At 61.7% G+C, this 21,016-nt stretch carries 18 protein-coding genes; 10 read left to right on the forward strand and 8 right to left on the reverse strand.

Going from position 1 to position 21,016, the window contains the following annotated elements; all coding sequences use genetic code 11:
• Window positions 1-7: 7 nt before the first annotated feature.
• Genes adeC through LIY45_RS00160 form a run of 3 tightly spaced genes read right to left on the reverse strand, consistent with a single transcriptional unit; the run spans window position 8 to window position 5,775 of the window.
• On the reverse strand, window positions 8-1,465 hold the full coding sequence (gene adeC / locus LIY45_RS00150; protein WP_017479330.1) for an AdeC/AdeK/OprM family multidrug efflux complex outer membrane factor: 1,458 nt from the start codon (window positions 1,463-1,465) through the stop codon (window positions 8-10).
• Window positions 1,462-4,623 carry an efflux RND transporter permease subunit gene (locus LIY45_RS00155; RefSeq protein WP_017479329.1) on the reverse strand — a complete coding sequence of 1,054 codons (3,162 nt, stop codon included), beginning with the start codon at window positions 4,621-4,623 and terminating at the stop codon, window positions 1,462-1,464. Before LIY45_RS00155 ends, adeC begins: the two co-directional genes overlap by 4 nt.
• 3 nt (window positions 4,624-4,626) lie before the next feature.
• Entirely contained in the window at window positions 4,627-5,775 is a 1,149-nt protein-coding gene (locus LIY45_RS00160) for an efflux RND transporter periplasmic adaptor subunit (protein WP_017479328.1), read from the reverse strand.
• 286 nt (window positions 5,776-6,061) lie between these two features.
• Here LIY45_RS00160 and LIY45_RS00165 point away from each other — a divergent pair, with 286 nt between their 5' ends.
• Window positions 6,062-6,694, forward strand: a complete 633-nt coding sequence (locus tag LIY45_RS00165; RefSeq protein WP_003219798.1) for a TetR family transcriptional regulator — start codon at window positions 6,062-6,064, stop codon at window positions 6,692-6,694.
• A 230-nt stretch (window positions 6,695-6,924) separates the two neighbouring features.
• Here the strand turns inward: LIY45_RS00165 and LIY45_RS00170 are convergent, their stop codons facing one another.
• From LIY45_RS00170 to LIY45_RS00180, 3 genes are read right to left on the reverse strand one after another with little or no spacing between them, the layout of a single operon-like run.
• Window positions 6,925-7,980 carry an alkene reductase gene (locus tag LIY45_RS00170; protein ID WP_226474928.1) on the reverse strand — a complete coding sequence of 352 codons (1,056 nt, stop codon included), beginning with the start codon at window positions 7,978-7,980 and terminating at the stop codon, window positions 6,925-6,927.
• A 26-nt stretch (window positions 7,981-8,006) separates the two neighbouring features.
• Window positions 8,007-9,173: an MFS transporter gene (locus LIY45_RS00175; RefSeq protein WP_063032752.1), complete on the reverse strand. Its 1,167-nt coding sequence runs from the start codon at window positions 9,171-9,173 to the stop codon at window positions 8,007-8,009.
• Between the two features lie 13 nt (window positions 9,174-9,186).
• Window positions 9,187-9,501 (reverse strand): helix-turn-helix transcriptional regulator, encoded by a 315-nt coding sequence (locus LIY45_RS00180; RefSeq protein WP_017479325.1) that lies wholly within the window; start codon window positions 9,499-9,501, stop codon window positions 9,187-9,189.
• Between the two features lie 156 nt (window positions 9,502-9,657).
• On the opposite strand from LIY45_RS00180, the gene LIY45_RS00185 reads away from it, so the two are divergent.
• Window positions 9,658-10,242, forward strand: coding sequence for an ACP phosphodiesterase (locus LIY45_RS00185; RefSeq protein WP_017479324.1), 585 nt, complete (start codon window positions 9,658-9,660; stop codon window positions 10,240-10,242).
• A gap of 109 nt (window positions 10,243-10,351) precedes the next feature.
• Here LIY45_RS00185 and LIY45_RS00190 read toward each other — a convergent pair whose 3' ends face one another.
• Window positions 10,352-11,143, reverse strand: coding sequence for a lysophospholipid acyltransferase family protein (locus LIY45_RS00190; protein ID WP_017479323.1), 792 nt, complete (start codon window positions 11,141-11,143; stop codon window positions 10,352-10,354).
• Window positions 11,143-11,898 carry an L-ornithine N(alpha)-acyltransferase gene (gene olsB / locus LIY45_RS00195; protein ID WP_010176659.1) on the reverse strand — a complete coding sequence of 252 codons (756 nt, stop codon included), beginning with the start codon at window positions 11,896-11,898 and terminating at the stop codon, window positions 11,143-11,145. The genes LIY45_RS00190 and olsB overlap by 1 nt, the downstream gene beginning before the upstream one ends.
• A gap of 930 nt (window positions 11,899-12,828) precedes the next feature.
• On the opposite strand from olsB, the gene LIY45_RS00200 reads away from it, so the two are divergent.
• The 8 genes from LIY45_RS00200 (at window position 12,829) to LIY45_RS00235 (ending at window position 20,983) form a co-directional block, all read left to right on the forward strand.
• A complete protein-coding gene (locus LIY45_RS00200) occupies window positions 12,829-13,908 on the forward strand; it encodes a serine hydrolase (protein WP_226474929.1) in 1,080 nt (359 codons plus the stop codon).
• The gene (locus LIY45_RS00205; protein WP_226474930.1) at window positions 13,905-14,219 is read left to right on the forward strand and encodes an amidase; all 315 of its coding nucleotides are present in this window, start codon (window positions 13,905-13,907) and stop codon (window positions 14,217-14,219) included. The genes LIY45_RS00200 and LIY45_RS00205 overlap by 4 nt, the downstream gene beginning before the upstream one ends.
• 108 nt (window positions 14,220-14,327) lie before the next feature.
• Window positions 14,328-15,503, forward strand: coding sequence for a M20 aminoacylase family protein (locus LIY45_RS00210; RefSeq protein WP_226474931.1), 1,176 nt, complete (start codon window positions 14,328-14,330; stop codon window positions 15,501-15,503).
• A gap of 57 nt (window positions 15,504-15,560) precedes the next feature.
• A complete protein-coding gene (locus tag LIY45_RS00215; RefSeq protein WP_226474932.1) occupies window positions 15,561-16,871 on the forward strand; it encodes a citrate-proton symporter in 1,311 nt (436 codons plus the stop codon).
• Entirely contained in the window at window positions 16,868-18,310 is a 1,443-nt protein-coding gene (locus tag LIY45_RS00220) for an amidase (RefSeq protein WP_226474933.1), read from the forward strand. The genes LIY45_RS00215 and LIY45_RS00220 overlap by 4 nt, the downstream gene beginning before the upstream one ends.
• Before the next feature lie 64 nt (window positions 18,311-18,374).
• Window positions 18,375-19,145, forward strand: a complete 771-nt coding sequence (locus LIY45_RS00225; RefSeq protein ID WP_226474934.1) for a helix-turn-helix domain-containing protein — start codon at window positions 18,375-18,377, stop codon at window positions 19,143-19,145.
• Window positions 19,146-19,242: 97 nt separating this feature from the next.
• Window positions 19,243-19,824, forward strand: coding sequence for a YceI family protein (locus LIY45_RS00230; protein WP_226474935.1), 582 nt, complete (start codon window positions 19,243-19,245; stop codon window positions 19,822-19,824).
• 1 nt (window position 19,825) lies between these two features.
• On the forward strand, window positions 19,826-20,983 hold the full coding sequence (locus LIY45_RS00235) for a phosphatidylserine/phosphatidylglycerophosphate/cardiolipin synthase family protein (protein WP_226474936.1): 1,158 nt from the start codon (window positions 19,826-19,828) through the stop codon (window positions 20,981-20,983).
• Window positions 20,984-21,016 lie beyond the last annotated feature (33 nt).

Here is a 21,016-nt window from a genome sequence, read left to right on the forward strand (position 1 = left end):
AATGTAATCAGAACAACTTCAAGGGCGGTGCTTCTTCTTTCAACGGCTCGTTCTTCGCGGTCTGCTCGTTCCAGCCACCACCGAGGGCCTTGTACAGGTTGACCTCGCTGTTGAGCTGCGCCAGGCGATCGGTGATCAGCGACTGCTGGGCACTGAACAGTTGGCGCTGGGCGTCGAGGAACGTCAGGTTGCTGTCGACACCAATGCGGTAGCGACGCTCGGCCAGGCGGTAGTAGTCCTGGTTGGCGGCGACGAAGCCACGTTGGGCGTCCAGTTGCTGCTTGTAGGTCTCGCGGGCGGCGAGGCCGTCGGAGACTTCCTGGAAGGCGGTCTGGATCGCTTTCTCGTAGTTGGCGACGTTGATCTCTTTCTGGATTTTCGAGTAATCCAGGCTGGCGCGCAGGCTGCCGGCATTGAAGATCGGGATGTTGATCTGCGGTGCAAACGACCAGGTGCCCGAACCGCCCTTGAACAGGCCGCCCAGGGTCGGGCTCGCGGTACCGGCGCTGGCGGTCAGGCTGATGCTCGGGAAGAACGCGGCCCGTGCTGCGCCGATGTTGGCGTTGGCAGCCTTGAGGTTGTACTCGGCCTGCAGGATGTCGGGACGACGTTGCAGCAGGTCCGACGGCAGGCCGGCCGGTACTTCGCTCAACAGGTCATCAGACAATGGCCGGCTGGCGATGTTCGCCGGCAGGCCGGTGCCCAGCAGCAGGGTCAGGCTGTTTTCGTCCTGGGCCACCTGGCGGGTATAGCGCGCCAGTGCAACCCGGGCGTTTTCCACCGAGGTGCGGGCCTGGCTCAAGTCCAGGGCCGACGCCACGCCGACTTCGTTGCTGCGGGAGGTCAGTTTGAAGCTCTGCTCGTACGCGCCCAGGGTGTCTTGGGTGAGCTTGAGCAGCTCCTTGTCGGCTTGCCAGGTCAGGTAGGCGTTGGCCACGCTGGCTACCAGGCTGATCTGGGTGGTGCGACGCGCTTCTTCAGTGGCGAAGTATTGTTGCAGCGCTTGTTCGCTCAGGCTGCGGACGCGACCAAACAGGTCCAGCTCATAGGAGCTGATCCCGAGGCCCGCCGAGTACTGGCTGGAGATGGTCGATTCGCCGGTCTGCGACAGCTTGGCCGGGGTGCGCGAACGACTGCCGCTGCCCGTGGCCGAGATTGCCGGGAACAGGTCGGCACGCTGGATCTGGTACTGCGCGGCATACGCGTCGATGTTCAGGGCCGCGACACGCAGGTCGCGGTTGTTCACCAGTGCAGTCTGGATCAGCTGTTGCAGGGCAGGGTCATGGAAAAACTGCTTCCAGCCTTGCTCGGCAGCGGCCTGGCCAGGCGCCTGGGCCGACGAATACGCCGGCCCCTGCGGGAACTGCGCGGCTACCGGCGCTTCAGGGCGCTGGTAGTCCGGGATCAGCGAGCAGCCACTGAGCACGAATGCTGTGACCGCTAAGGAGAGTAGCGACTTGCTCATTGGCCAGCCTCTTTAGGAGTTTGCTTGGTTTCAGTCTTTTTACGCTCGCCAGCGGAGGACACGGTTGCGAAGAACAGGGGTACCCAGAAGATCGCGAGGACCGTGGCGGTGATCATACCGCCAATTACGCCCGTACCGATGGCGTGCTGGCTACCTGAGCCTGCGCCGGTGGAAATCGCCAGGGGCAGTACGCCGAGCATGAACGCCATGGACGTCATGATGATCGGTCGCAGACGCATGCGAGATGCCTCGATGGCCGACTCGACGATGCCTTTGCCCTGTTCGTGGAGCTCTTTGGCGAACTCCACGATCAGGATGGCGTTTTTCGCTGCCAGGCCCACCGTCACCAACAGGCCTACCTGGAAGAACACGTCGTTGGACAGTCCCCGCAGGCTGGTGGCCATCAACGCACCGATCACACCCAGCGGTACCACCAGAATCACCGCAATCGGGATCGACCAGCTTTCGTACAGTGCCGCGAGGCAGAGGAACACTACCAGCAGCGACAGGGCGTACAGCGCAGGTGCCTGGGAGCCGGACAGACGTTCTTCGTACGACAGGCCGGTCCACGCATAACCGACACCCGCCGGCAGGTCCTTGGCAATGCGCTCGACTTCAGTCATCGCGTCACCGGTACTGTAGCCAGGTGCCGGAGTACCGAGGATTTCCATCGCGGCTACACCGTTGTAGCGCGAGAGTTTCGGCGAACCGTAGATCCACTTGCCCGACGAGATGGCCGACATTGGCACCATCTTCCCGGAGGTGCTGCGCACGTACCATTTATCCAGGTCTTCCGGGGACATCCGGCTGAAAGCGTCGCCCTGCACATACACTTTCTTCACACGACCACGGTCGATGAAATCGTTGACGTAGCTGCCACCCAGAGCGATGGCCAAGGTCTGCTGGATGTCTGCCAGGCTGATGCCCAGGGCACTTGCCTTCTCGTCGTCGACGCTGAGCTCGTATTGCGGTTCATCGTTCACGCCGTTGGGGCGCACACCTGCCAGGATCTTGCTTTGTGCCGCTGCACCAAGGAACTGGTTGCGTGCAGCCATCAGCTTGTCGTGACCGACGCCGCCCTGGTCTTGCAGGAATACGTCGAAACCTGTGGCGTTACCCAACTCCAGAACCGAAGGCGGCACAATGGCATATACCATGGCGTCCTTGAACGTCTGGGAGAAGTAACCTTGGGCGCGCTTGGCAATCTCGAATACCGAGTTGGATGCGTCGCGCTCCTCCCATGACTTGAGCATCACGAAGGCCAGGCCAGAGCTCTGACCACGACCGGCGAAGTTGAAGCCGTTTACGGTAAATACCGATTTTACGCCTTTGCCTTCGCCCGGCTCGCCTTCCTTGTCGTTCAGCAGGTAGGCACGCATATCGTCGATGACTGTCTGCGTGCGCTCCGCCGAAGAACCGACCGGCGTCTGTACCTGAGCGAAGATCACGCCCTGGTCTTCATCGGGCAGGAAGGCGGCAGGGATGCGCATGAACAGCCAGATCATGCCGGCCAGGATCAGCGCGTAGACCAGGAACGCCGGAATCTTGTGCTTGATCATGTTGCCGACGCCGCGTTCGTAGCTCAATACGCCGCGGTCGAAGGTACGGTTGAACCAGCCGAAGAAACCGCGCTTGGGTTGGCCGTGTTTTTCCGGGTCGATCGGCTTGAGCATGGTGGCGCACAAGGCCGGGGTGAAAATCAGCGCAACCAGTACCGACAACGCCATCGCCGAAACAATGGTGATGGAGAACTGCTTGTAGATCACACCAGTGGAGCCGCCGAAGAAGGCCATCGGCAGCAGTACTGCCGACAGCACCAGCGCGATACCTACCAGGGCACCCTGGATCTGGCCCATGGACTTGACCGTCGCTTCTTTAGGCGACAAGTGCTCCTCGGCCATGACCCGTTCGACGTTTTCCACCACAACGATGGCATCGTCCACCAGCAAGCCGATGGCCAGGATCATGCCGAACATGGTCAGGGTGTTGATGGTGAAGCCGAACGCAGCCAGGATCCCGAAGGTACCCAGCAACACTACCGGCACGGTCATGGTGGTGATGATGGTGGCGCGGAAGTTTTGCAGGAACAGGAACATCACCAGGAACACCAGCACGATCGCTTCGACCAAGGTGTCAACCACACCGGAGATCGATTCGGTCACCACTGGGGTGGTGTCATACGGCACCACAGCTTTCATGCCTGGCGGGAAGAACGGTTCCAGGGACGCTACAGTGGCGCGGATGGCCTTGCCGGTGTCCAGCGCGTTAGCACCGGCCGCCAGCTTGATCGCCATACCGGATGCCGGCTTGCCGTTGAACTGTGCAGCGATGCTGTAGTTCTGACCGCCCAACTCGATACGGGCAACATCCTTCAGGCGTACCTGTGAGCCGTCGGTATTGACCTTCATCAGGATATTGCCGAACTGCTCTGCAGACTGCAGGCGGGTCTTGCCGATGATGGTTGCGTTCAACTGGGTGCCGGGCACGGCAGGCAGGCCGCCGAGTTGGCCGGTAGCCACTTGCACGTTCTGTGCGGAGATCGCTGTGCTGACATCCACCGGCGTGAGCTGGTAGTTGTTCAGCTTGGCAGGGTCGAGCCAGATACGCATGGCGTACTGCGAACCGAACACCTGGAAGTCACCTACACCGGCGGTTCGCGAAATCGGGTCCTGGATGTTGGATACGATGTAGTTGGACAGGTCGTCCTTGGTCATGCTGCCGTCTTCGGACACCAGACCGATCACCATCAGGAAGTTCTTCACCGACTTGGTCACGCGGATACCCTGCTGCTGCACTTCTTGCGGCAGCAGTGGGGTCGCCAGGTTCAACTTGTTCTGCACCTGAACCTGGGCGATATCCGGGTTGGTACCCTGGTTGAACGTCACGGTGATGGTCATGCTGCCGTCGGAGTTACTGTCCGAGGAAACATAACGCAGGTTGTCGATACCGTTGAGCTGTTGCTCGATAACCTGCACCACGGTGTCCTGCACGGTTTGTGCGGACGCGCCCGGGTAGGTCACCTGGATATCAATGGCGGTTGGCGCAATGGCCGGGTACTGGTTGATGGGCAACTTCAGGATCGACAGTGCCCCGACCAGCATGATCACCAGGGCAATTACCCAGGCGAAAATGGGACGGTCGATAAAAAATTTCGACATGGATTACTCCCCTTTACCAGCATCGGCAGCAGGCGCTGCAGCAGTGCCGGCGGGTTTAGCGTTGTCAGCGTCCTTGACCTTGACTTCGATGCCCGGCTTGATGAATTGCAGGCCTTCGGTGATCACGCGGTCACCAGCGTCCAGGCCTTTTTCCACCAGCCAGTAGGCGCCGGAAGTGCGGTTGGCCACCAGGACACGTTGCTCGACCTTGTTGTCCTTGTTCACGATCAGTGCCGTCGGTACACCCTTGAGGTCACGAGTGACGCCTTGTTGCGGAGCCAGGATGGCCTTGCTGTTCACGCCGGCTTGCAGCTGGGCGTGTACGAACATGCCTGGCAGCAGGGTGTGATCCGGGTTCGGGAACACGGCACGCAGGGTCACGGAACCGGTGGTCTGGTCGACCGAGACTTCGGAGAACTCCAGCTTGCCGTCCAGCTTGTAGGCGCTGCCGTCTTCCAGGGTCAGCTTGACCTTGGCCGCGTTTTCGCCGGCTTTTTCCAGTTGGCCGCTTTCCAGGTCGCGACGCAGTTTCAGCATCTCGGCGGAGGACTGCGTAACGTCGACGTAGATCGGGTCCAGTTGCTGGATCACCGCCATCGCGTCGGTCTGGCCATTGCTGACCAGCGCGCCTTCGGTGACCGAAGAACGGCCGATACGTCCGGAGATCGGGGCAAAGACCTTGGTGTAGCGCACGTTGATCTGGGCCGTTTGCACATTGGCTTCAGAGGTCATGCGGTTGGACACGGCGGTGTCGTATTCCTGACGGCTGACGGCTTGCTCGTCGACCAATTGCTTGTAGCGATCGGCAATCGACTTGGTCTGGGCCAGGTTGGCCTGGGCGCTTTTCAGGGAGGCGTCATACACCGACGGATCGATCTGATAGAGCTGCTGGCCTTCCTTGACGTCGCCCCCTTCCTTGAACAGACGCTTGAGAATGATGCCGTTGACCTGAGGGCGAACCTCGGCAATGCGATAGGCCGTGGTGCGGCCTGGCAGCTCGGATGTCAGGGTAAAGGCTTGAGGTTGAATGGTGACCACGCCGACCTGAGGGGTTTGAGCGGGCGGAGCCGCTTCTTCCTTTTTACATCCGCTGAGCAGCGATGCCAGGGCGACGGCAGTAACCAGGGCGGTAACAGCTGGCTTAAGTTGCATGAAGATCCTCGGGTCAGGCGCGCAGGGTGCGCACAAGAAGTGTGGAAGGGTAAAAAACAGGCACTGAGTAGATAAGTAGCTTGCTACGCAATATACTTACGTTCATGGTTGTTTGTAAACTCTTGACAGGCTTCGCGCAATGTTGACAAAGCAACGCGCAAAGCCTCGATTCTAGTACGTTCGGCGCCCTTGACGGTGTCGTCCCACAATTATTCAGATGATGGTTACCGGCTCTTGAATTGCCGTTACCTATCGCCCCAGGATTCCTGATTGAGGTTTTACTGCCATGGTTCGTCGTACCAAAGAGGAAGCTCAGGAAACGCGCAGCCAGATTCTTGAAGCGGCCGAGCAAGCCTTTTACGAGCGCGGGGTTGCGCGTACCACACTGGCGGATATCGCCGCGCTGGCAGGCGTGACGCGCGGTGCCATCTACTGGCACTTCAGCAACAAGGCCGATCTGGTGCAGGCGATGCTCGATACCCTGCACGAGCCGCTGGATGAATTGGCCAGGGCCAGTGAGAGCGAGGACGAGGTCGATCCGCTGGGTTGCATGCGCAAGCTGCTGATTCATCTGTTCCATCAAGTGGCCCTGGACCCGAAGACCCGGCGCATCAATGAGATTTTGTTTCATAAGTGCGAATTCACCGATGAAATGTGTGATCTGCGCCGTCAGCGCCAGACCGCCAGCCTTGAATGCAACCTGCGCATCGGGCTGACCCTGCGTAACGCGGTCCATCGCGGGCAGCTTCCGGAGAATCTCGACACCGTACGTGCGGCGGTGTGCATGCACGCCTATATCGACGGAATTCTCGGCCAATGGCTGCTGGTACCCGACAGTTTTCAATTGGCCCAGGACGCAGAACGGTGGGTGGATATCGCGTTGGACATGCTGCGCTTGAGCCCTGGCCTGCGCAATTAAGACAAAATGCGTAATTGCGACCAGTTGTGTCAACAATAAAGACCAAGGGAGGTCAACCAGACTTTTCCCTGATTTTGTGGGGTGACTTTATATACGGGCTGGCGGGTGGTTGATAGGTAGTTTGCTAAGTATTTTGTAGCAATATTGTTGCAAGGCTGTGAAGGAATGTTTCCCGCCGCCCATAAAAAAGCCCCGGCTTTCGTAAGCCGGGGCTTTTTCGTTTCAGCAGATCAGAGTGCCAGGGTCGGATAGTCGATGTAGCCGACCGGGCCTTTGGCGTAGAACGTCTCTGGATGTGCTTCGTTCAGCGGCGCGTCGGCCTTCAGGCGAGCGGGCAGGTCCGGGTTGGCGATGAACGGCACGCCAAACGCTACGGCGTCAGCTTTGCCGGAGGCCAGCCAGGCGTTGGCGCTGTCCTTGGTGAAGCGTTCGTTGGCGATGTACGGGCCGCCGAAAGCTGCTTTCAGTTGTGGGCCGAGGCTGTCGCCCGCTTCCTTTTCACGGGAGCAGATGAACGCGATGCCACGCTTGCCCAGCTCTTTGGCGACGTAGGTGAAGGTTTCCGACAGGTTGGCGTCGCCCATGTCGTGGGAGTCGGCACGCGGTGCCAGGTGCACACCGACACGACCGGCGCCCCACACTTCAATCACGGCGTCAGTGACTTCGAGCAGCAAGCGTGCGCGGTTTTCCAGGGAGCCACCGTAGTTGTCGGTGCGCTGGTTGGTGCTGCTTTGCAGGAACTGGTCGAGCAGGTAGCCGTTCGCACCGTGGACTTCCACGCCGTCAAAGCCAGCAGCCTTGGCGTTCTCGGCGCCTACGCGGTAAGCGTCGACGATGTCGGCGATTTCGGCGGTTTCCAGGGCGCGCGGCGTTGGGTAGTCGGCCAGTGGGCGTACCAGGCTGACGTGGCCTTTAGGCTGGATGGCACTTGGCGCGACCGGGGTTTCACCGTCCAGGTACGACTCGTGGGAGATCCGGCCCACATGCCACAGTTGCAGGAAGATCTTGCCGCCTGCACCGTGCACGGCCTTGGTCACATTGGCCCAGCCGCGAACCTGATCGTTGGACCAGATGCCCGGGGTGTCCGGGTAACCCACGCCCATTGGCGTGACGGAAGTGGCTTCGCTGAGGATCAGACCGGCGGAAGCGCGTTGTACGTAGTACTCAGCCATCAGCGCATTGGGCACGCGACCGGCGTCGGCACGGCAGCGGGTCAGCGGCGCCATGATGATGCGGTTCGACAGTTCCAGGTCGCCCAGCTTGATTGGATCGAAAATAGTCGTCATGGGATAACACCCTTCTGTTTAGTTGATCAGTTAGTCGCGGGGGCCAGGTCGGCATCGCCGGTCTGACGGAAAGTAATCAGGGTCACCAGCAGCGCGAGCACGGCCAGTGCTGCAGCGGCCAGGGGCACGCTGGTCAGGCCGAAGCCATGGGCAATCACACTGCCGCCTACCCAGGCGCCGAGGGCGTTGCCGATGTTGAAGGCGCCGATATTCAGGGTGGACACCAGGTTCGGTGCCGCCTTGCCGAAGGTCACCACGTTGATTTGCAGCGCCGGTACGGCGGCAAACGAGGCGGTGGCCCAGAGGAACAGGGTGATTTCAGTCGGGATCACGGCGACGCTGGTCCAGGTCAGGACCGTGGACACCACCGCCATGCTGATGAATACACCGATCAGGGTGGCAGCCAGGCGCTTGTCGGCCAGCTTGCCGCCGATAATGTTGCCAACAGTCAGGCCCAGGCCGATCAGCAACAGGGTCCAGGTCACGCCTTTGGGCGAGACGCCAGTGACATCCCCCAGCAGCGGCGCGACGTAGGTGAAGAGGGTGAACATCGAGGCAGCGAACAGTGCGGTCATGCTCAGTGACAGCCAGATGCCGGCGCCTTTGAGCGCTCTCAGCTCGGCGCGCATGTCGAGTTTTTCCTCGTCACGCTTGGCCGGCAGGAAGCGGATCAGGCCGATCAACGCAATCACACCTATGACGGTCACGGCCCAGAAGGTCGAGCGCCAGCCGGCTTCCTGACCCAGCGCGGTGCCCAGCGGTACGCCGAGCACGTTGGCCAGGGTCAAGCCGGTGAACATCAGCGCCACGGCCGAAGCACGCTTGTTGGCCGGCACCAGGTTGGCGGCGACCACCGAACCGATACCAAAGAAGGCGCCGTGGCACAGCGCGGTGACCACACGGGCAAACATCAGCACGTTGTAGTCGCTGGCCAGGGCGCAGAGCAGGTTGCCGACGATGAAGATGCCCATCAACGCTACCAGGGCGGCCTTGCGCGGCAGCTTGGCGGTGGCCAGTGCCATGAACGGCGCACCGATGGCCACGCCCAGGGCGTAACCGGTCACCAGCCAGCCGGCGCCGGGAATCGATACACCGAGGTCGGCCGCCACATCCGGCAACAGGCCCATGATGACGAACTCGGTGGTACCGATGGCGAAGGCGCTTAAGGCCAGGATGAGTAGCGAGAGAGGCATGGGTGAGTCCTTGTTACAGCGGTGCGCTGAGTTCTTCGGTGAGCGCTTTGAGGAAGGCTTGGATCACATCCTCATTGCGTTTGAAAAAATGCCATTGGCCAGCCTTCTGGCTGCTGATCAGTCCTGCCCGTTGCAGGTTCGCCAAGTGCGCCGAGACGGTGGACTGGGACAGCCCGCAGCGCTGGTCGATCTGCCCGGCGCAAATGCCATGCTCGTGGTGGTGGATCTGATCGGGGAATTGCGTCTTAGGGTCTTTCAGCCAGTTGAGGATGTCTCGCCGTACTGGGTGCGCCAGGGCTTTTATTATTTCGTCGAGGTCGATGGACATGGCAGTGATGCTCGGGTTTGTAAAACGTTATATCGCGATGAGGCGAACCTTAAATCGTTGTATCCCGATATACCAATATGATTTTGGTCTTAAACCAGATTAAATCGGTATATCGGGTTATAACGATACGTTGACGGCAGTGCTAAACTGCGCGCCATGAATTATCTCGCACATCTGCACCTTGGCGGCCAACTTCCTGCTCAATTGCTCGGCAGCCTGTATGGCGACTTTGTTAAAGGTCGCCTGCAAGGCCAGTTCAGCCCGCAAATCGAGTCGGCGATTCAGTTGCATCGCTCAATCGATCGCTACACCGACAGCCACCCGCTGATCGGGGAGGCGCTGTCGCGCTTCACGCTGACCCGACGCCGCTACGCCGGGATCGTCCTCGATGTGTTTTTCGACCATTGCCTGGCGCGGGATTGGGCGTTATATGCCGATCAGCCACTGGAGCGTTTTACCTCCCAGGTTTACCGGGTGCTCGCCGAAGAGCCGGCGCTGCCGGGTCGGCTGGCGCAGATTGCGCCGTACATGGCGGCGGATGACTGGCTGGGTTCGTACCGGGAATTTGCGGTGATGGAGCAGGTACTGCGGGGAATTGGCCGGCGCCTGACACGGCCCGAAGAACTGGGCCATGCCATGCAGGAATTGCGAGCGCTGTATGAACCGTTAAGCGAGGACTTCCGGGTGTTTTACCCAGAGTTGCAGCGGTTCTCAAATAGCCAGTTGGCAATACAACTATAAATGTGGGAGCGGGCTTGCTCGCGAAAGCGGTGGGTCAGCGAATGAATCTGCTGATTGATACACCGCCTTCGCGAGCAAGCCCGCTCCCCCATTTTTCAGCGCGCTCGCTTTAGGCCGCGAATGCTGGCCGCGCTGGCATTTGCTCAGCTTCTGGAAGGGGGCCAAACAACGCCTTCTGCACCGCCTGCTGCGCCTGGAACGCCAGCGCCGCACGCTCCTGCCCGGCGCAGGCAATCGGCTTGAGCAGATGAATTTCCACATCGCCCTGGTCATTGCCAAACAACCGCATCAAGTGCGAGAGCAAATCATCATCGCCAATGAACGGTGCCAGCGGGTCGATTTTGCCGTCGCGCAGATAACGAATCGCCACTGGTTGCAACGACACGTCGGCATCAATTGCACTGGCCAGTAAGCGCCCATGAAAAGTACGCAGGGTGCGGCCATCGGTGGTGGTGCCTTCCGGGAACATCAACAGCGGGTGTTTTTGTTCCAGGTGACGCGTCATCTGTTTGCGGATCAACTGGCTGTCACCTGAACCACGACGGATAAACAGGCTGCCGGCCTTCGCTGCCAACCAACCCGCCACCGGCCAGGTGCGTACCTCGGCCTTGGACAGGAACGACATCGGCGCCACCATCCCCAGCAGCGGAATGTCGGTCCACGACACATGGTTGCTGACCCACAGCATCGACTGTTGCGGCAACTCACCGTGAACGGTTACGCGAAAGGGCAGGGCGTTGGTCAACCGCGCCATGAAAAACCGCGACCAGCGCTGGCGGCGCACCATCGAGTTGGCCACGCCCAAACGCTCAAATACGCCAAACACACTGGCCATGGTCAAACCCAGGGCCACCACCACCAGCACGCGGGCAATTCGCCCGTACACCCGAAGACGGCTCATCACATGGCCGCCTTGAAGTGGCGGGCATAACGCGGGCACAGCTCGTCACGCTTGAGCAGGATGAACACGTCGGCCACCTGGAAGTCTTCGTCCCAGCACGGTTCGCCGCAAATCTTCGCGCCCAGGCGCATATAGGCCTTGAGCAGGGGCGGCATTTCAGCGATGACGTTGGACGGCAGGTCCAGCGCTGGCAGCGGCTTTTTCGGTTCGGCCCGCAGGTGTTCGTTGCACAGGTAGCGTTCGCGCAGGCGCTGCATGATCGCGTGGGCCTGGATGCCGCCGTCGTGCATCGGGATGCTCGCGCAGCCCATCAGGTAGCTGTAGCCGCCCTGGTTGAGTACTTCGGCCAACTCGCCCCACAACACCGCGATGGTGCCGCCGTTGCGGTAGGCGGGGTCGACGCAGGTGCGGCCGATTTCCAGGATTGGGCCCTTGAGGTGGAGCAGGCCGTGGAGGCTGAATTCTTCTTCACTGTAGAAGCGGCCCAGGGTGCTGGCGGCCTGGTGGTCGAGCAAACGGGTGGTGGCGACGAGTCGACCGCTGTTCAAATCCCGCACGCCGATGTGGCTGCAGTGAACATCATAGTCATCCATGTCCAGGCCCAGTTCCGCGCCTTTCAGCTTGGCGTTGAATTCGCCGCTGAATACGTTGAATCGCAGGGCCTGGGCTTCCTGCAAAGCCTGGGCGCCGATCAGGCGTTCGGCTTGCAGACGGCGTTCATTGCCGGTGTCGCTGATGCGGGCGATCTGAGTCATGGCGAGTCTCCGAGTGCCGGCCAGGGTTGCGGCCAGTCGACTTGTTTGTGCCATGTCAGGCTATGTAGGGCCGGTGTCATCTCCATGAAGTTACGGTGACGCTTAGATGACAGGCGCCTGGGGCTGGTTTGGGATTTTTGTGTACATATCCGTTGCTGCGGTAACGGCGGCTTAGGGTTCCGCTCTTACAGCGGGTCACTTTTTTACAAACGCCTAAAAAAGTAACCAAAAAACGCTTTGCCCCACCACTCGGTGCCTCGCCTAGGCTCGGCATGCCCGCACTCCGGCACGCCTCCGCGGGCCGCCGCGACGGGCCATCCATGGCCCGGCGCGGCTAAATCGGCATCCTTGCCGATTTACCCGCTCCACCGTGCCTACTTGCGGCCATCGTGGTTAACGGGGCCTGCAGATCAAAATCAAAAGCAAAAGCACAGCGGCCTCCCGGCCGGCTTGAGTGTTAAAAGCAGAGGCAAGATCCAGAGCGAAAGCCAAATCTGAAGCGGATGCAGCTCTGCTTTTCTGTGGGAGCTGGCTTGCCTGCGATGCAGACAACTCGGTACATCAGGTACATCCAGTTGATGCTATCGCAGGCAAGCCAGCTCCCACATTTGAACCGTGCCCGCTTTAGCTTTTGATTTTGCTCTTCAACACTCAAGCCGGCCGGGAGGCCGCTGTGCTTTTGATCTTGATTTTGATCTTAGGCGCCCCGTTAAACCACGCTGGCACACCGAGCCTAGGCGAGGTGCCGAGTGGTGGGGCAAGAGCGTTTTGCTTACTTTTGCGCTTTTCAAAAGTGAGCCGCTGTAAGAGCGGAACCCTAAGCCGCCGTTACCCAAATAACGGATATGTACTCCCCCCAGGGCCCCGTAACAAAACCGTCATCCCCCTGGGCTAGCCTCGCGGGCTTGAATGCCCTGAGTCTCAACGTCCATGTTCAAAGGCCTCCTATACGCCGCGCTGCTGTTCACCCTGACAGCCCACGCCGAAACCTGGCCGGAGAAGGATTGGTCCCAAGGCCAGCCCCTGACCGGCCCGGCCGCCAAGGCCTTGGATGACTACGCCTTCCCACCCCGCGACGACAGCACCCGCAAAGGCATCCGCACCGACGCCTTGCTGGTCATCCGTGACGGCCAGATCATCTACGAACGCTACGCCGCCCCCACCACCGCCAACACCCCGCACTTGACCTGGTCCATCAGCAAAAGCCTGATGGCCACCGTACTCGGCGTGGCATTCGGCGAAAACCGCTTCAAACTCAGCGACCCCGCCGCTCGCTTTTACCCACCCATGAAACAACACCCAAGGGTGACCATGGCCGACCTCCTGCACTGGGCCTCGGGCCTCGACTGGCAGGAAGACTACGAATTCGCCCCGCTGAAATCCTCGGTGGTGGCAATGCTCTACACCCGCGGCCGCCACGACATGGCCGAATTCAGCGCCGACACCACCACCTTCAACGCCCCCGGCCAGGCATTCCGCTATTCCAGCGGCGACAGCAATATCCTGTCCGCCACCCTCAAAGGCATGCTCGGCCACAAGGCCTACGTCGACTACCCATGGACCGCCCTGTTCCAGCCGCTGGGCATCCGCAACGCCACCTGGGAAAGTGATGCCGACGAAACCTTCGTCGCCTCTTCATACGCCTACCTCACCGCCCGCGACCTGGCGCGCGTCGGCCTGCTGATGCAGCGCGACGGTCGCTGGGGCGACCGCCAGTTACTGCCCAAGGAGTGGATCGCGTTCAACCGCCAACCCTTCGACCACTACAAGCCCGGCCAGGACGAAGCAGTCCCCGGCGGCCAATGGTGGCTCAACCGCGAAGTGCAGGGCGCCGCCAAACCCTGGCCGGACGCGCCCGCCGACACCTTCGCCGCCCTTGGCCACTGGGGTCAGGCGCTCTACGTAATGCCCGATGAACACCTGGTGATCGTGCGCTACGGCGACGACCGCGACGGTAGCTATCGCCACAACGAACTCCTCAAACGCGTCCTCGCGGCGGTGCAACCATGATCCGCCGCCATCCCTTCATCAGCCTGTTGATCCTGCTGCTACTCGTGTTGCTCGGCTGGGTCTGGCACGAGCGGGTCAATCTGCAAGCTTTCCCCGACATCATCGCCGCCTATACCGCCAAGGAGTACTGCTCGTGCCGGTATGTGGAAGGCAATCCCGCTGATTATTGCGTGGGTTATGTGAAGCAATACGTGCCCACCAGCGCCTTCGCCGACAACCCGGAAAAACACCGGGTGACCGCCAGCGGCCTGGGTCGCACCCACAGTGCCCAATGGCTGGGCCAACGCGAGGGCTGCCGACTCACACCATGAGGTTCCACAGGGTGGAACCACCTTTGATTGTCCTCCTGCGCACATCGCGGTTATCTGGCGGTGTGCAACGAACAAGAACGGGAACACCCGCCTGCGAGGAGAATCACCATGAGCCCACACCAGCACATCCTGGATTGGCTGAGCGATGTCGCCAGCGACCTGCACGCCGTGCGTCAGGACATTCACGCCCACCCCGAACTGGGCTTTGAAGAAAACCGCACCTCGGCCCTCGTGGCGCAATCCCTGCGAAGCTGGGGCTATGAAGTCCACACCGGTATCGGCCAGACCGGCGTGGTCGGTGTGCTGCGCAATGGCAGCAGCGCGCGCAAGCTGGGGATTCGTGCCGACATGGATGCCTTGCCGATCATCGAAAACACCGGCGCCAGCTACAGCAGCCAACACGCCGGCTGCATGCACGCCTGCGGCCACGACGGCCACACCACCATGCTGCTGGGCGCCGCGCGTTACCTGGCCGCGACCCGTCAATTCGACGGCACCCTGAACCTGATTTTCCAGCCCGCCGAAGAAGGCCAGGGCGGCGCCGAAGCCATGCTCGCCGACGGCTTGCTGGAACGTTTTCCCTGCGACGCACTGTTCGGCATGCACAACATGCCGGGCTTGCCCGCTGGCCATCTGGGCCTGCGGGTCGGGCCGATGATGGCCTCCCAGGACTTGCTCACCGTGACCCTCGAAGGTGTCGGCGGCCACGGTTCCATGCCGCACCTGACGGTGGACCCGCTGGTGGCCGCCGCCAGTATGGTCATGGCGTTGCAGACCGTGGTGGCGCGCAATATCAATGCCCAGGAAGCCGCCGTGGTGACCGTCGGTGCCCTGCAAGCGGGCCAGGCGGCCAACGTGATTCCCCAGCAAGCACTGTTGCGTTTGAGCCTGCGGGCCCTGGATGCAAACGTGCGTGAATTGATGCTGGAGCGGGTCAAGGCGATCATCCTGACCCAGGCCGCGAGCTTCGGCTGCACCGCGCAGATCGAACATCGGCCGGCCTATCCGGTGCTGGTCAACCATCCGGATGAAACCGAGTTCGCTCGCGAGGTCGGTGTCGCCTTGTTGGGTGAGGACGCCGTCGACGGCAACACCACCAAGCTGATGGGCAGCGAAGACTTCGCCTGGATGCTGCAACGTTGCCCCGGCAGCTACCTGTTTATCGGTAACGGCGTCTCGCGGCCGATGGTCCACAACCCCGCCTATGACTTCAACGACGACATCCTGTTGACCGGCGCCGCCTACTGGGGCGCGCTGGCCGAGAGCTGGCTCAAGCCCGCCTGACGACCTCTTTTTTCTGCCGCTGGACCCTTTCCCAACAGGTTGAATGGAGTGTTCCTCATGCAGACTGCAAAACAGGGCGTATCCCGCACCCGCCAGGTCGTGGCGGCGGTGATTGGCAATGCGCTGGAATGGTATGACTTCATCGTCTACGGCTTTCTCGCCAGCATCATCGCCCGGCAATTTTTCCCCTCGGAGGATGAATACGCCTCGCTGCTGATGGCCCTGGCCACCTTTGGCGTCGGCTTCTTCATGCGTCCGGTGGGCGGGATTCTGCTGGGCATGTATTCGGACCGCAAAGGCCGCAAGGCCGCGATGCAACTGATCATCCGGCTGATGACCATCTCCATCGCCTTGATCGCTTTCGCTCCCAGCTATGCGGCGATCGGCATGGGCGCGCCGATGCTGATTGTGGTTGCACGCATGCTCCAGGGCTTTGCCACCGGCGGCGAATACGCCAGTGCCACGGCGTTCCTGGTGGAAAGCGCGCCGGCCCACCGCAAGGGGTTGTACGGTTCCTGGCAGTTGGTGGGGCAGTGCCTGGCGGTGTTCGGCGGGGCGGCGATGGTGGCGTTGGTCACGCACTTTTTCGAGCCGCAAACCCTTGAAGTCTGGGGCTGGCGCCTGCCGTTCATCTTCGGTTTGCTGATCGGCCCGGTGGGCTTGTGGATCCGCCGGCACATGGAAGACCCCGAGGAATTTATCGAGGCGCGCAAACAGGCCAAGGGGGCGGCACCGAGCTTGATGGAGGTCATCCGCGATCACCGCCGCAGCATCCTCGTGTCGATGGGCCTGGCGTGTGGGGCAACGGTGTCGTTCTACGTGGTGCTGGTGAATATGCCGACCTTCGCCCACAAGAACCTCGGCCTGCCTTTGGACCAGGTGCTGATGGTGCAGATGTTCGCGGTGGCGCTGATGACCGTGGTGATTCCGCTGTCCGGCCTGTTGTCGGATCGGCTGGGTCGGCGTCCGGTATTGATGGCGTTCACCCTGGCGTTTTTTGTGATGGTGTACCCGCTGTATGTGTGGGTCGCGACGGCGCCATCCATCGAGCGTTTGCTGGTGATGCAGGTGATGCTGTGCACCGCCATCGGCGGCTTTTTCGGCCCGGCGCCGACGGCCCTGGCGGAGCAGTTTCCCATCGAAGTACGCTCTACCGGGGTGTCGGTGGCCTACAACGTGGCGGTGATGGTGTTCGGGGGCTTTGCACCGTTGATCGTCACCTGGCTCAGCAAGGTGCTGGGCACGCCGGTAGCCCCGGCATTTTATGTGCTGTTCGCTTGCGTCCTGACGCTGCTGGGCACTTACTGCATGCATGAGGCGCCACGGGCGAAACGACCGGCGCCGTTTTCCAGCGAGGTGAAACCTTGAGTATTGTTGAACTGGATGCCATCGAACTGTCCCGGGCGATCCATGCGCGGCAGGTGTCCTGCCATGAAGTGATGCAGGCGTATCTGGCCCAGGTCGAGCGCTTCAACCCGGCGGTGAATGCGCTGGTCTCGCTGCGCTCTGATGAGGAGGTGCTGGCCGAAGCGATGCAGCGTGATCGCGAGTTGGACCAAGGCCAATCCCGTGGCTGGATGCACGGCATGCCCCAGGCGATCAAGGACCTGGCGGCCACCCAAGGTCTGCGTACCACCCTTGGCTCGCCGCTGTTCGCCGAGCACATTCCTCAAGAAGATGCGATCAGCGTGGCGCGGGTGCGGGCCAGTGGCGCGATCATCATCGGCAAGACCAACGTGCCGGAATTCGGCCTGGGCTCGCAGACCTACAACAGCGTGTTCGGCACCACCGGCAACGCCTATGACCCGCGCCTCGTGGCCGGTGGCAGCAGCGGCGGCGCGGCAGTGGCGCTGGCATTGCGCATGCTGCCGGTGGCCGATGGCAGCGACATGATGGGCTCGCTGCGTAACCCGGCGGCGTTCAATAACGTGTTTGGCCTGCGCCCGTCCCAGGGCCGGGTGCCTCACGGGCCGGCGCCGGAGCTGTTCGTCCAGCAACTGGCCACGGAAGGCCCGATGGGCCGCAGCGTGGCGGATGTGGCGCGGCTGCTGAGTGTGCAGGCCGGCTACGACCCTCGGGTGCCGTTGTCGCTCAAGGAAGATCCGGCGGTGTTGGGTGAGCCGCTGCAGCATGACTTCAAGGGTGCACGCCTGGGTTGGCTCGGGGATTACAACGGTTATCTGCCGATGGAAGACGGTGTGATGAGCCTGTGCGAATCGGCCCTCAAGGACTTCGCCGCGTTGGGTTGCGAGGTTGAGCACTGCCAACCGGAATTCTCCCTGGAACGCCTGTGGCAGACCTGGCTGGTGCACCGCCATTGGCTGATCCAGGGCTCTCTCGGCGCGGCCTACGCCGACCCGCAAAAACGCGCGCTGCTCAAACCCGAGGCGCAATGGGAAGTGCAGGGCGGTTTGCAATTGAGTGCGGCGGACGTTTACCTGGCGTCGGTCAACCGCAGCGACTGGTACCGCGCCCTCGGCAAGCTGTTCGAACGTTACGATTTCCTGTTGCTGCCCACCGCCCAAGTGTTCCCTTTCGATGCACAACAACCCTGGCCGCGCCTTGTCGCAGGGCGCGAGATGGACACCTACCACCGCTGGATGGAAGTGGTGATCGGCCCCACGCTGGCCGGTCTGCCGAGCATCAACGTGCCGGTGGGGTTCAACCCCCAGGGTTTGCCCATGGGCCTGCAAATCATCGGCCCGGCCCAGGCGGACAGGGCGGTGTTGCAACTGGCGTACGCCCACGAACAACTGACCCAGTGGGTGCAGCGGCGGCCGCCCGCTTGCCTCTCGCCGACCGGCTGAGTCGCGACGGGCCTGTATCTTGCTGTGAAATCAGATCATCCATCGGCATCAAGGAGATCGACACATGGGCAGCGACGCCGAGACGGGAACCGTACGCTCAGTGGGGCGGGCACTGGCGATCATCGAATTGCTCGGCGAGCACCAGGCGCTGGGGCTGGAAGAACTGCACTACCTGACTCACCTGCCCAAGGCCACCGTCTCGCGGATGCTGCTGACCTTGCAGGAACAAGGCTGGGTCTATCGTGGCCTCAGCGACCGGCGTTACCGCCTGCGGGCCCGGCGTTTGTTCGGCGACACTCAGCAACGTTTCAAGCGCCAACTGGTGGAAAGCGCCGCGCCGTGGCTGTTGGACCTCAGCGAGCGCACCGGCCTGGTGGTGGATTTGTCGAGCTTCGACGGCGAACGCCTGGAAGTGATGGAAAGCGCGATCCCCACGGTGCTGCGCAAGCTCTACCCGAACAACTGCCAGATCGTCGGCCAGCACGCCAGCCTGTTTCATTCGGCCATGGGCAAGGCGTGCCTGGCGCAATTGTCGGCGGATGAAGTGCAGCGCCTGGCCGGCCGTGAGCGGGTGGCGGAAGACGATCAATACCGGGCGTGTGAACAATCCCAGCATCAGGGGTTTGGCCAGCGCACCGAAGGCTACTGGGAATACCCGGTGCGCCTGCCGTTCCTGATTCGCGCGGTGGCTTTGCCGGTGCGGGCCAATGGGCGGTTGGTGGGCAGCATGGCGCTGCATTGGCCGATGGATCAGGCTCCGGTGGAACGGGTGCTGAGCCTGCACCTGGCCACCCTGGAATCGACCATTCGCGATGTGCAGCAGGCGTTGGCCTGAAATACAGCTCCCACACAAGCCAGCTCCCACATTGGATTTGCGCCGCTCGTTACATTGCGCTTAAGGTTCGTGCAGGTTTTTTGCCCCAAGAGTCTTTATGTCCCTGTTCAAACCCATGGCCTTCCTGCTGCTGGCCGGAGCAGCTGTGCCTGCTCACGCCGACTGGTACCTGGACAACGAGTCCTCGCGCCTGTCGTTCGTCACCACCAAAAACACCGACGTCGCCGAAGTGCAGCGCTTTCTGGTGCTGCATGGCAAGGTCGACAGCAAGGGCGCGGCGCAGTTGGAAGTCGAACTGGAGTCGATCAACAGCGGCATTCCGCTGCGCGACGAGCGCATGCGCAATGAGCTGTTCGAGATCAAGACCTTCCCGGACGCGGTGATCAACGCGCAGATCAACCTGCAACCGATCAACGACCTGGCCCCCGGTGCGCAATACGAGCTGCGCCTGCCGCTGTCGGTGACGCTGCACGGCAAGACCCAGACCTACAGCGCCGAATTGCTGGCGACTCGCCTGGATGACCGACGCTTCCAGGTGGTCACCCTGGAACCGCTGGTGGTGCACGCCGAGGATTTCGATTTGCTGCCGGGCGTGGCCACATTGCGCAAGGCCGCCGGGCTGTCGCAGATCAGCCTGTCGGTGCCGGTGGGTGCGGTCCTGATTTTCACGGCGCGCTGACATGAGCGGCGCAGTGTTCCCGTGGCGCAGCGCCAACCGTTTCGAGTTGATGATCGACGGTCCGAGTTTCTTTCCGCGCATGTTGGAAAGCATCGCCCAGGCCGAGCAACAGGTCGCGCTGGAGTTGTATCTGGTGGAGGCGGGCGCGTGTGCCGAGGCGATGGTTCAGGCCTTGGTGGCCGCCGCCGAACGTGGCGTGCGCGTACGTTGCCTGTTCGATGACTACGGCAGCCTGGCGTTTACCCTGGGCCTGCGTCGGCGATTGATCGAGGCGGGGGTGGACCTGCGTTTCTATAACCGCCTGAGGTGGCGCCGCTGGATGCGCAACCTCTACCGAGACCACCGCAAGCTGTTGCTGATCGACCAGACCGTCGCTGTGGTTGGCGGCACGGGTGTGACGGATGAATTCTGGACACCCGGGGAAGACACCGCCGACTGGCACGAAGTGATGGTGCAGATTCGTGGCCCGTTGGTGCTGGATTGGCAGGCGTTGTTTGATCGCCAATGGCTGGCCAACGACGATCGCAGGGCCTGGAAACCGGCCACGCATTTTGGCCTGCCACGCTTGCCCAAGGTGCCGGCGACAGGGCCGGGGCTGGGGCGGGTGGCCTATGCCGACGCTCGCCAGCACCGGGATATTTTGCAATCACTGATCCGTGCGCTGAACAGCGGCCACCAGCGTATCTGGCTGGCCACGCCGTATTTCCTGCCGACCTGGAGCGTACGGCGTGCCCTGCGCCGGGCGGCGGGGCGCGGAGTGGATGTGCGCTTGCTGTTGACCGGACCGCGTACCGATCACCCGTCGGTGCGGTATGCCGGGCACCGTTATTACCCGCGTTTGCTCAAGTCCGGGGTGCAGATTTTTGAGTATCAGCCGTGCTTCCTGCACCTGAAAATGGTGTTGGTGGACGATTGGGTGAGCATTGGTTCGTGCAACTTCGACCACTGGAATCTGCGCTTCAACCTGGAGGCGAATCTGGAGGCGTTGGACCCGGAATTGGCGTTGGCGGTGGCGGGGAGTTTCGAAAGGGATTTTGCCAAGAGCCAGGCGGTGAGCCTTGAGGCGTGGCAGTCACGCCCATTGTGGCGGCGCGTGAAGCAGCGGGTGTGGGGGTGGATTGATCGGTTGGTGGTCAATCTTCTGGACCGCCGCGGCTAGCCAGAAAACCCCAATCAAATGTGGGAGCGGGCT

The sequence above is a fragment of the Pseudomonas sp. MWU16-30323 genome (genome assembly GCF_020515595.1).
Taxonomy (GTDB): domain Bacteria; phylum Pseudomonadota; class Gammaproteobacteria; order Pseudomonadales; family Pseudomonadaceae; genus Aquipseudomonas; species Aquipseudomonas yamanorum.

Bases quoted from the DNA above. Each gene is read 5' to 3' on its own strand.
- LIY45_RS00200 (WP_226474929.1), top strand. From the start codon at position 12,829: ATGTTCAAAGGCCTCCTATACGCCGCGCTGCTGTTCACCCTGACAGCC.
- LIY45_RS00175 (WP_063032752.1), bottom strand. From the start codon at position 9,173: ATGCCTCTCTCGCTACTCATCCTGGCCTTAAGCGCCTTCGCCATCGGT.
- LIY45_RS00190 (WP_017479323.1), bottom strand. From the start codon at position 11,143: ATGAGCCGTCTTCGGGTGTACGGGCGAATTGCCCGCGTGCTGGTGGTG.
- adeC (WP_017479330.1), bottom strand. From the start codon at position 1,465: ATGAGCAAGTCGCTACTCTCCTTAGCGGTCACAGCATTCGTGCTCAGT.
- LIY45_RS00225 (WP_226474934.1), top strand. From the start codon at position 18,375: ATGGGCAGCGACGCCGAGACGGGAACCGTACGCTCAGTGGGGCGGGCA.
- LIY45_RS00155 (WP_017479329.1), bottom strand. From the start codon at position 4,623: ATGTCGAAATTTTTTATCGACCGTCCCATTTTCGCCTGGGTAATTGCC.
- LIY45_RS00235 (WP_226474936.1), top strand. From the start codon at position 19,826: ATGAGCGGCGCAGTGTTCCCGTGGCGCAGCGCCAACCGTTTCGAGTTG.
- LIY45_RS00185 (WP_017479324.1), top strand. From the start codon at position 9,658: ATGAATTATCTCGCACATCTGCACCTTGGCGGCCAACTTCCTGCTCAA.
- LIY45_RS00170 (WP_226474928.1), bottom strand. From the start codon at position 7,980: ATGACGACTATTTTCGATCCAATCAAGCTGGGCGACCTGGAACTGTCG.
- LIY45_RS00160 (WP_017479328.1), bottom strand. From the start codon at position 5,775: ATGCAACTTAAGCCAGCTGTTACCGCCCTGGTTACTGCCGTCGCCCTG.
- olsB (WP_010176659.1), bottom strand. From the start codon at position 11,898: ATGACTCAGATCGCCCGCATCAGCGACACCGGCAATGAACGCCGTCTG.
- LIY45_RS00230 (WP_226474935.1), top strand. From the start codon at position 19,243: ATGTCCCTGTTCAAACCCATGGCCTTCCTGCTGCTGGCCGGAGCAGCT.
- LIY45_RS00215 (WP_226474932.1), top strand. From the start codon at position 15,561: ATGCAGACTGCAAAACAGGGCGTATCCCGCACCCGCCAGGTCGTGGCG.
- LIY45_RS00165 (WP_003219798.1), top strand. From the start codon at position 6,062: ATGGTTCGTCGTACCAAAGAGGAAGCTCAGGAAACGCGCAGCCAGATT.
- LIY45_RS00205 (WP_226474930.1), top strand. From the start codon at position 13,905: ATGATCCGCCGCCATCCCTTCATCAGCCTGTTGATCCTGCTGCTACTC.
- LIY45_RS00210 (WP_226474931.1), top strand. From the start codon at position 14,328: ATGAGCCCACACCAGCACATCCTGGATTGGCTGAGCGATGTCGCCAGC.
- LIY45_RS00180 (WP_017479325.1), bottom strand. From the start codon at position 9,501: ATGTCCATCGACCTCGACGAAATAATAAAAGCCCTGGCGCACCCAGTA.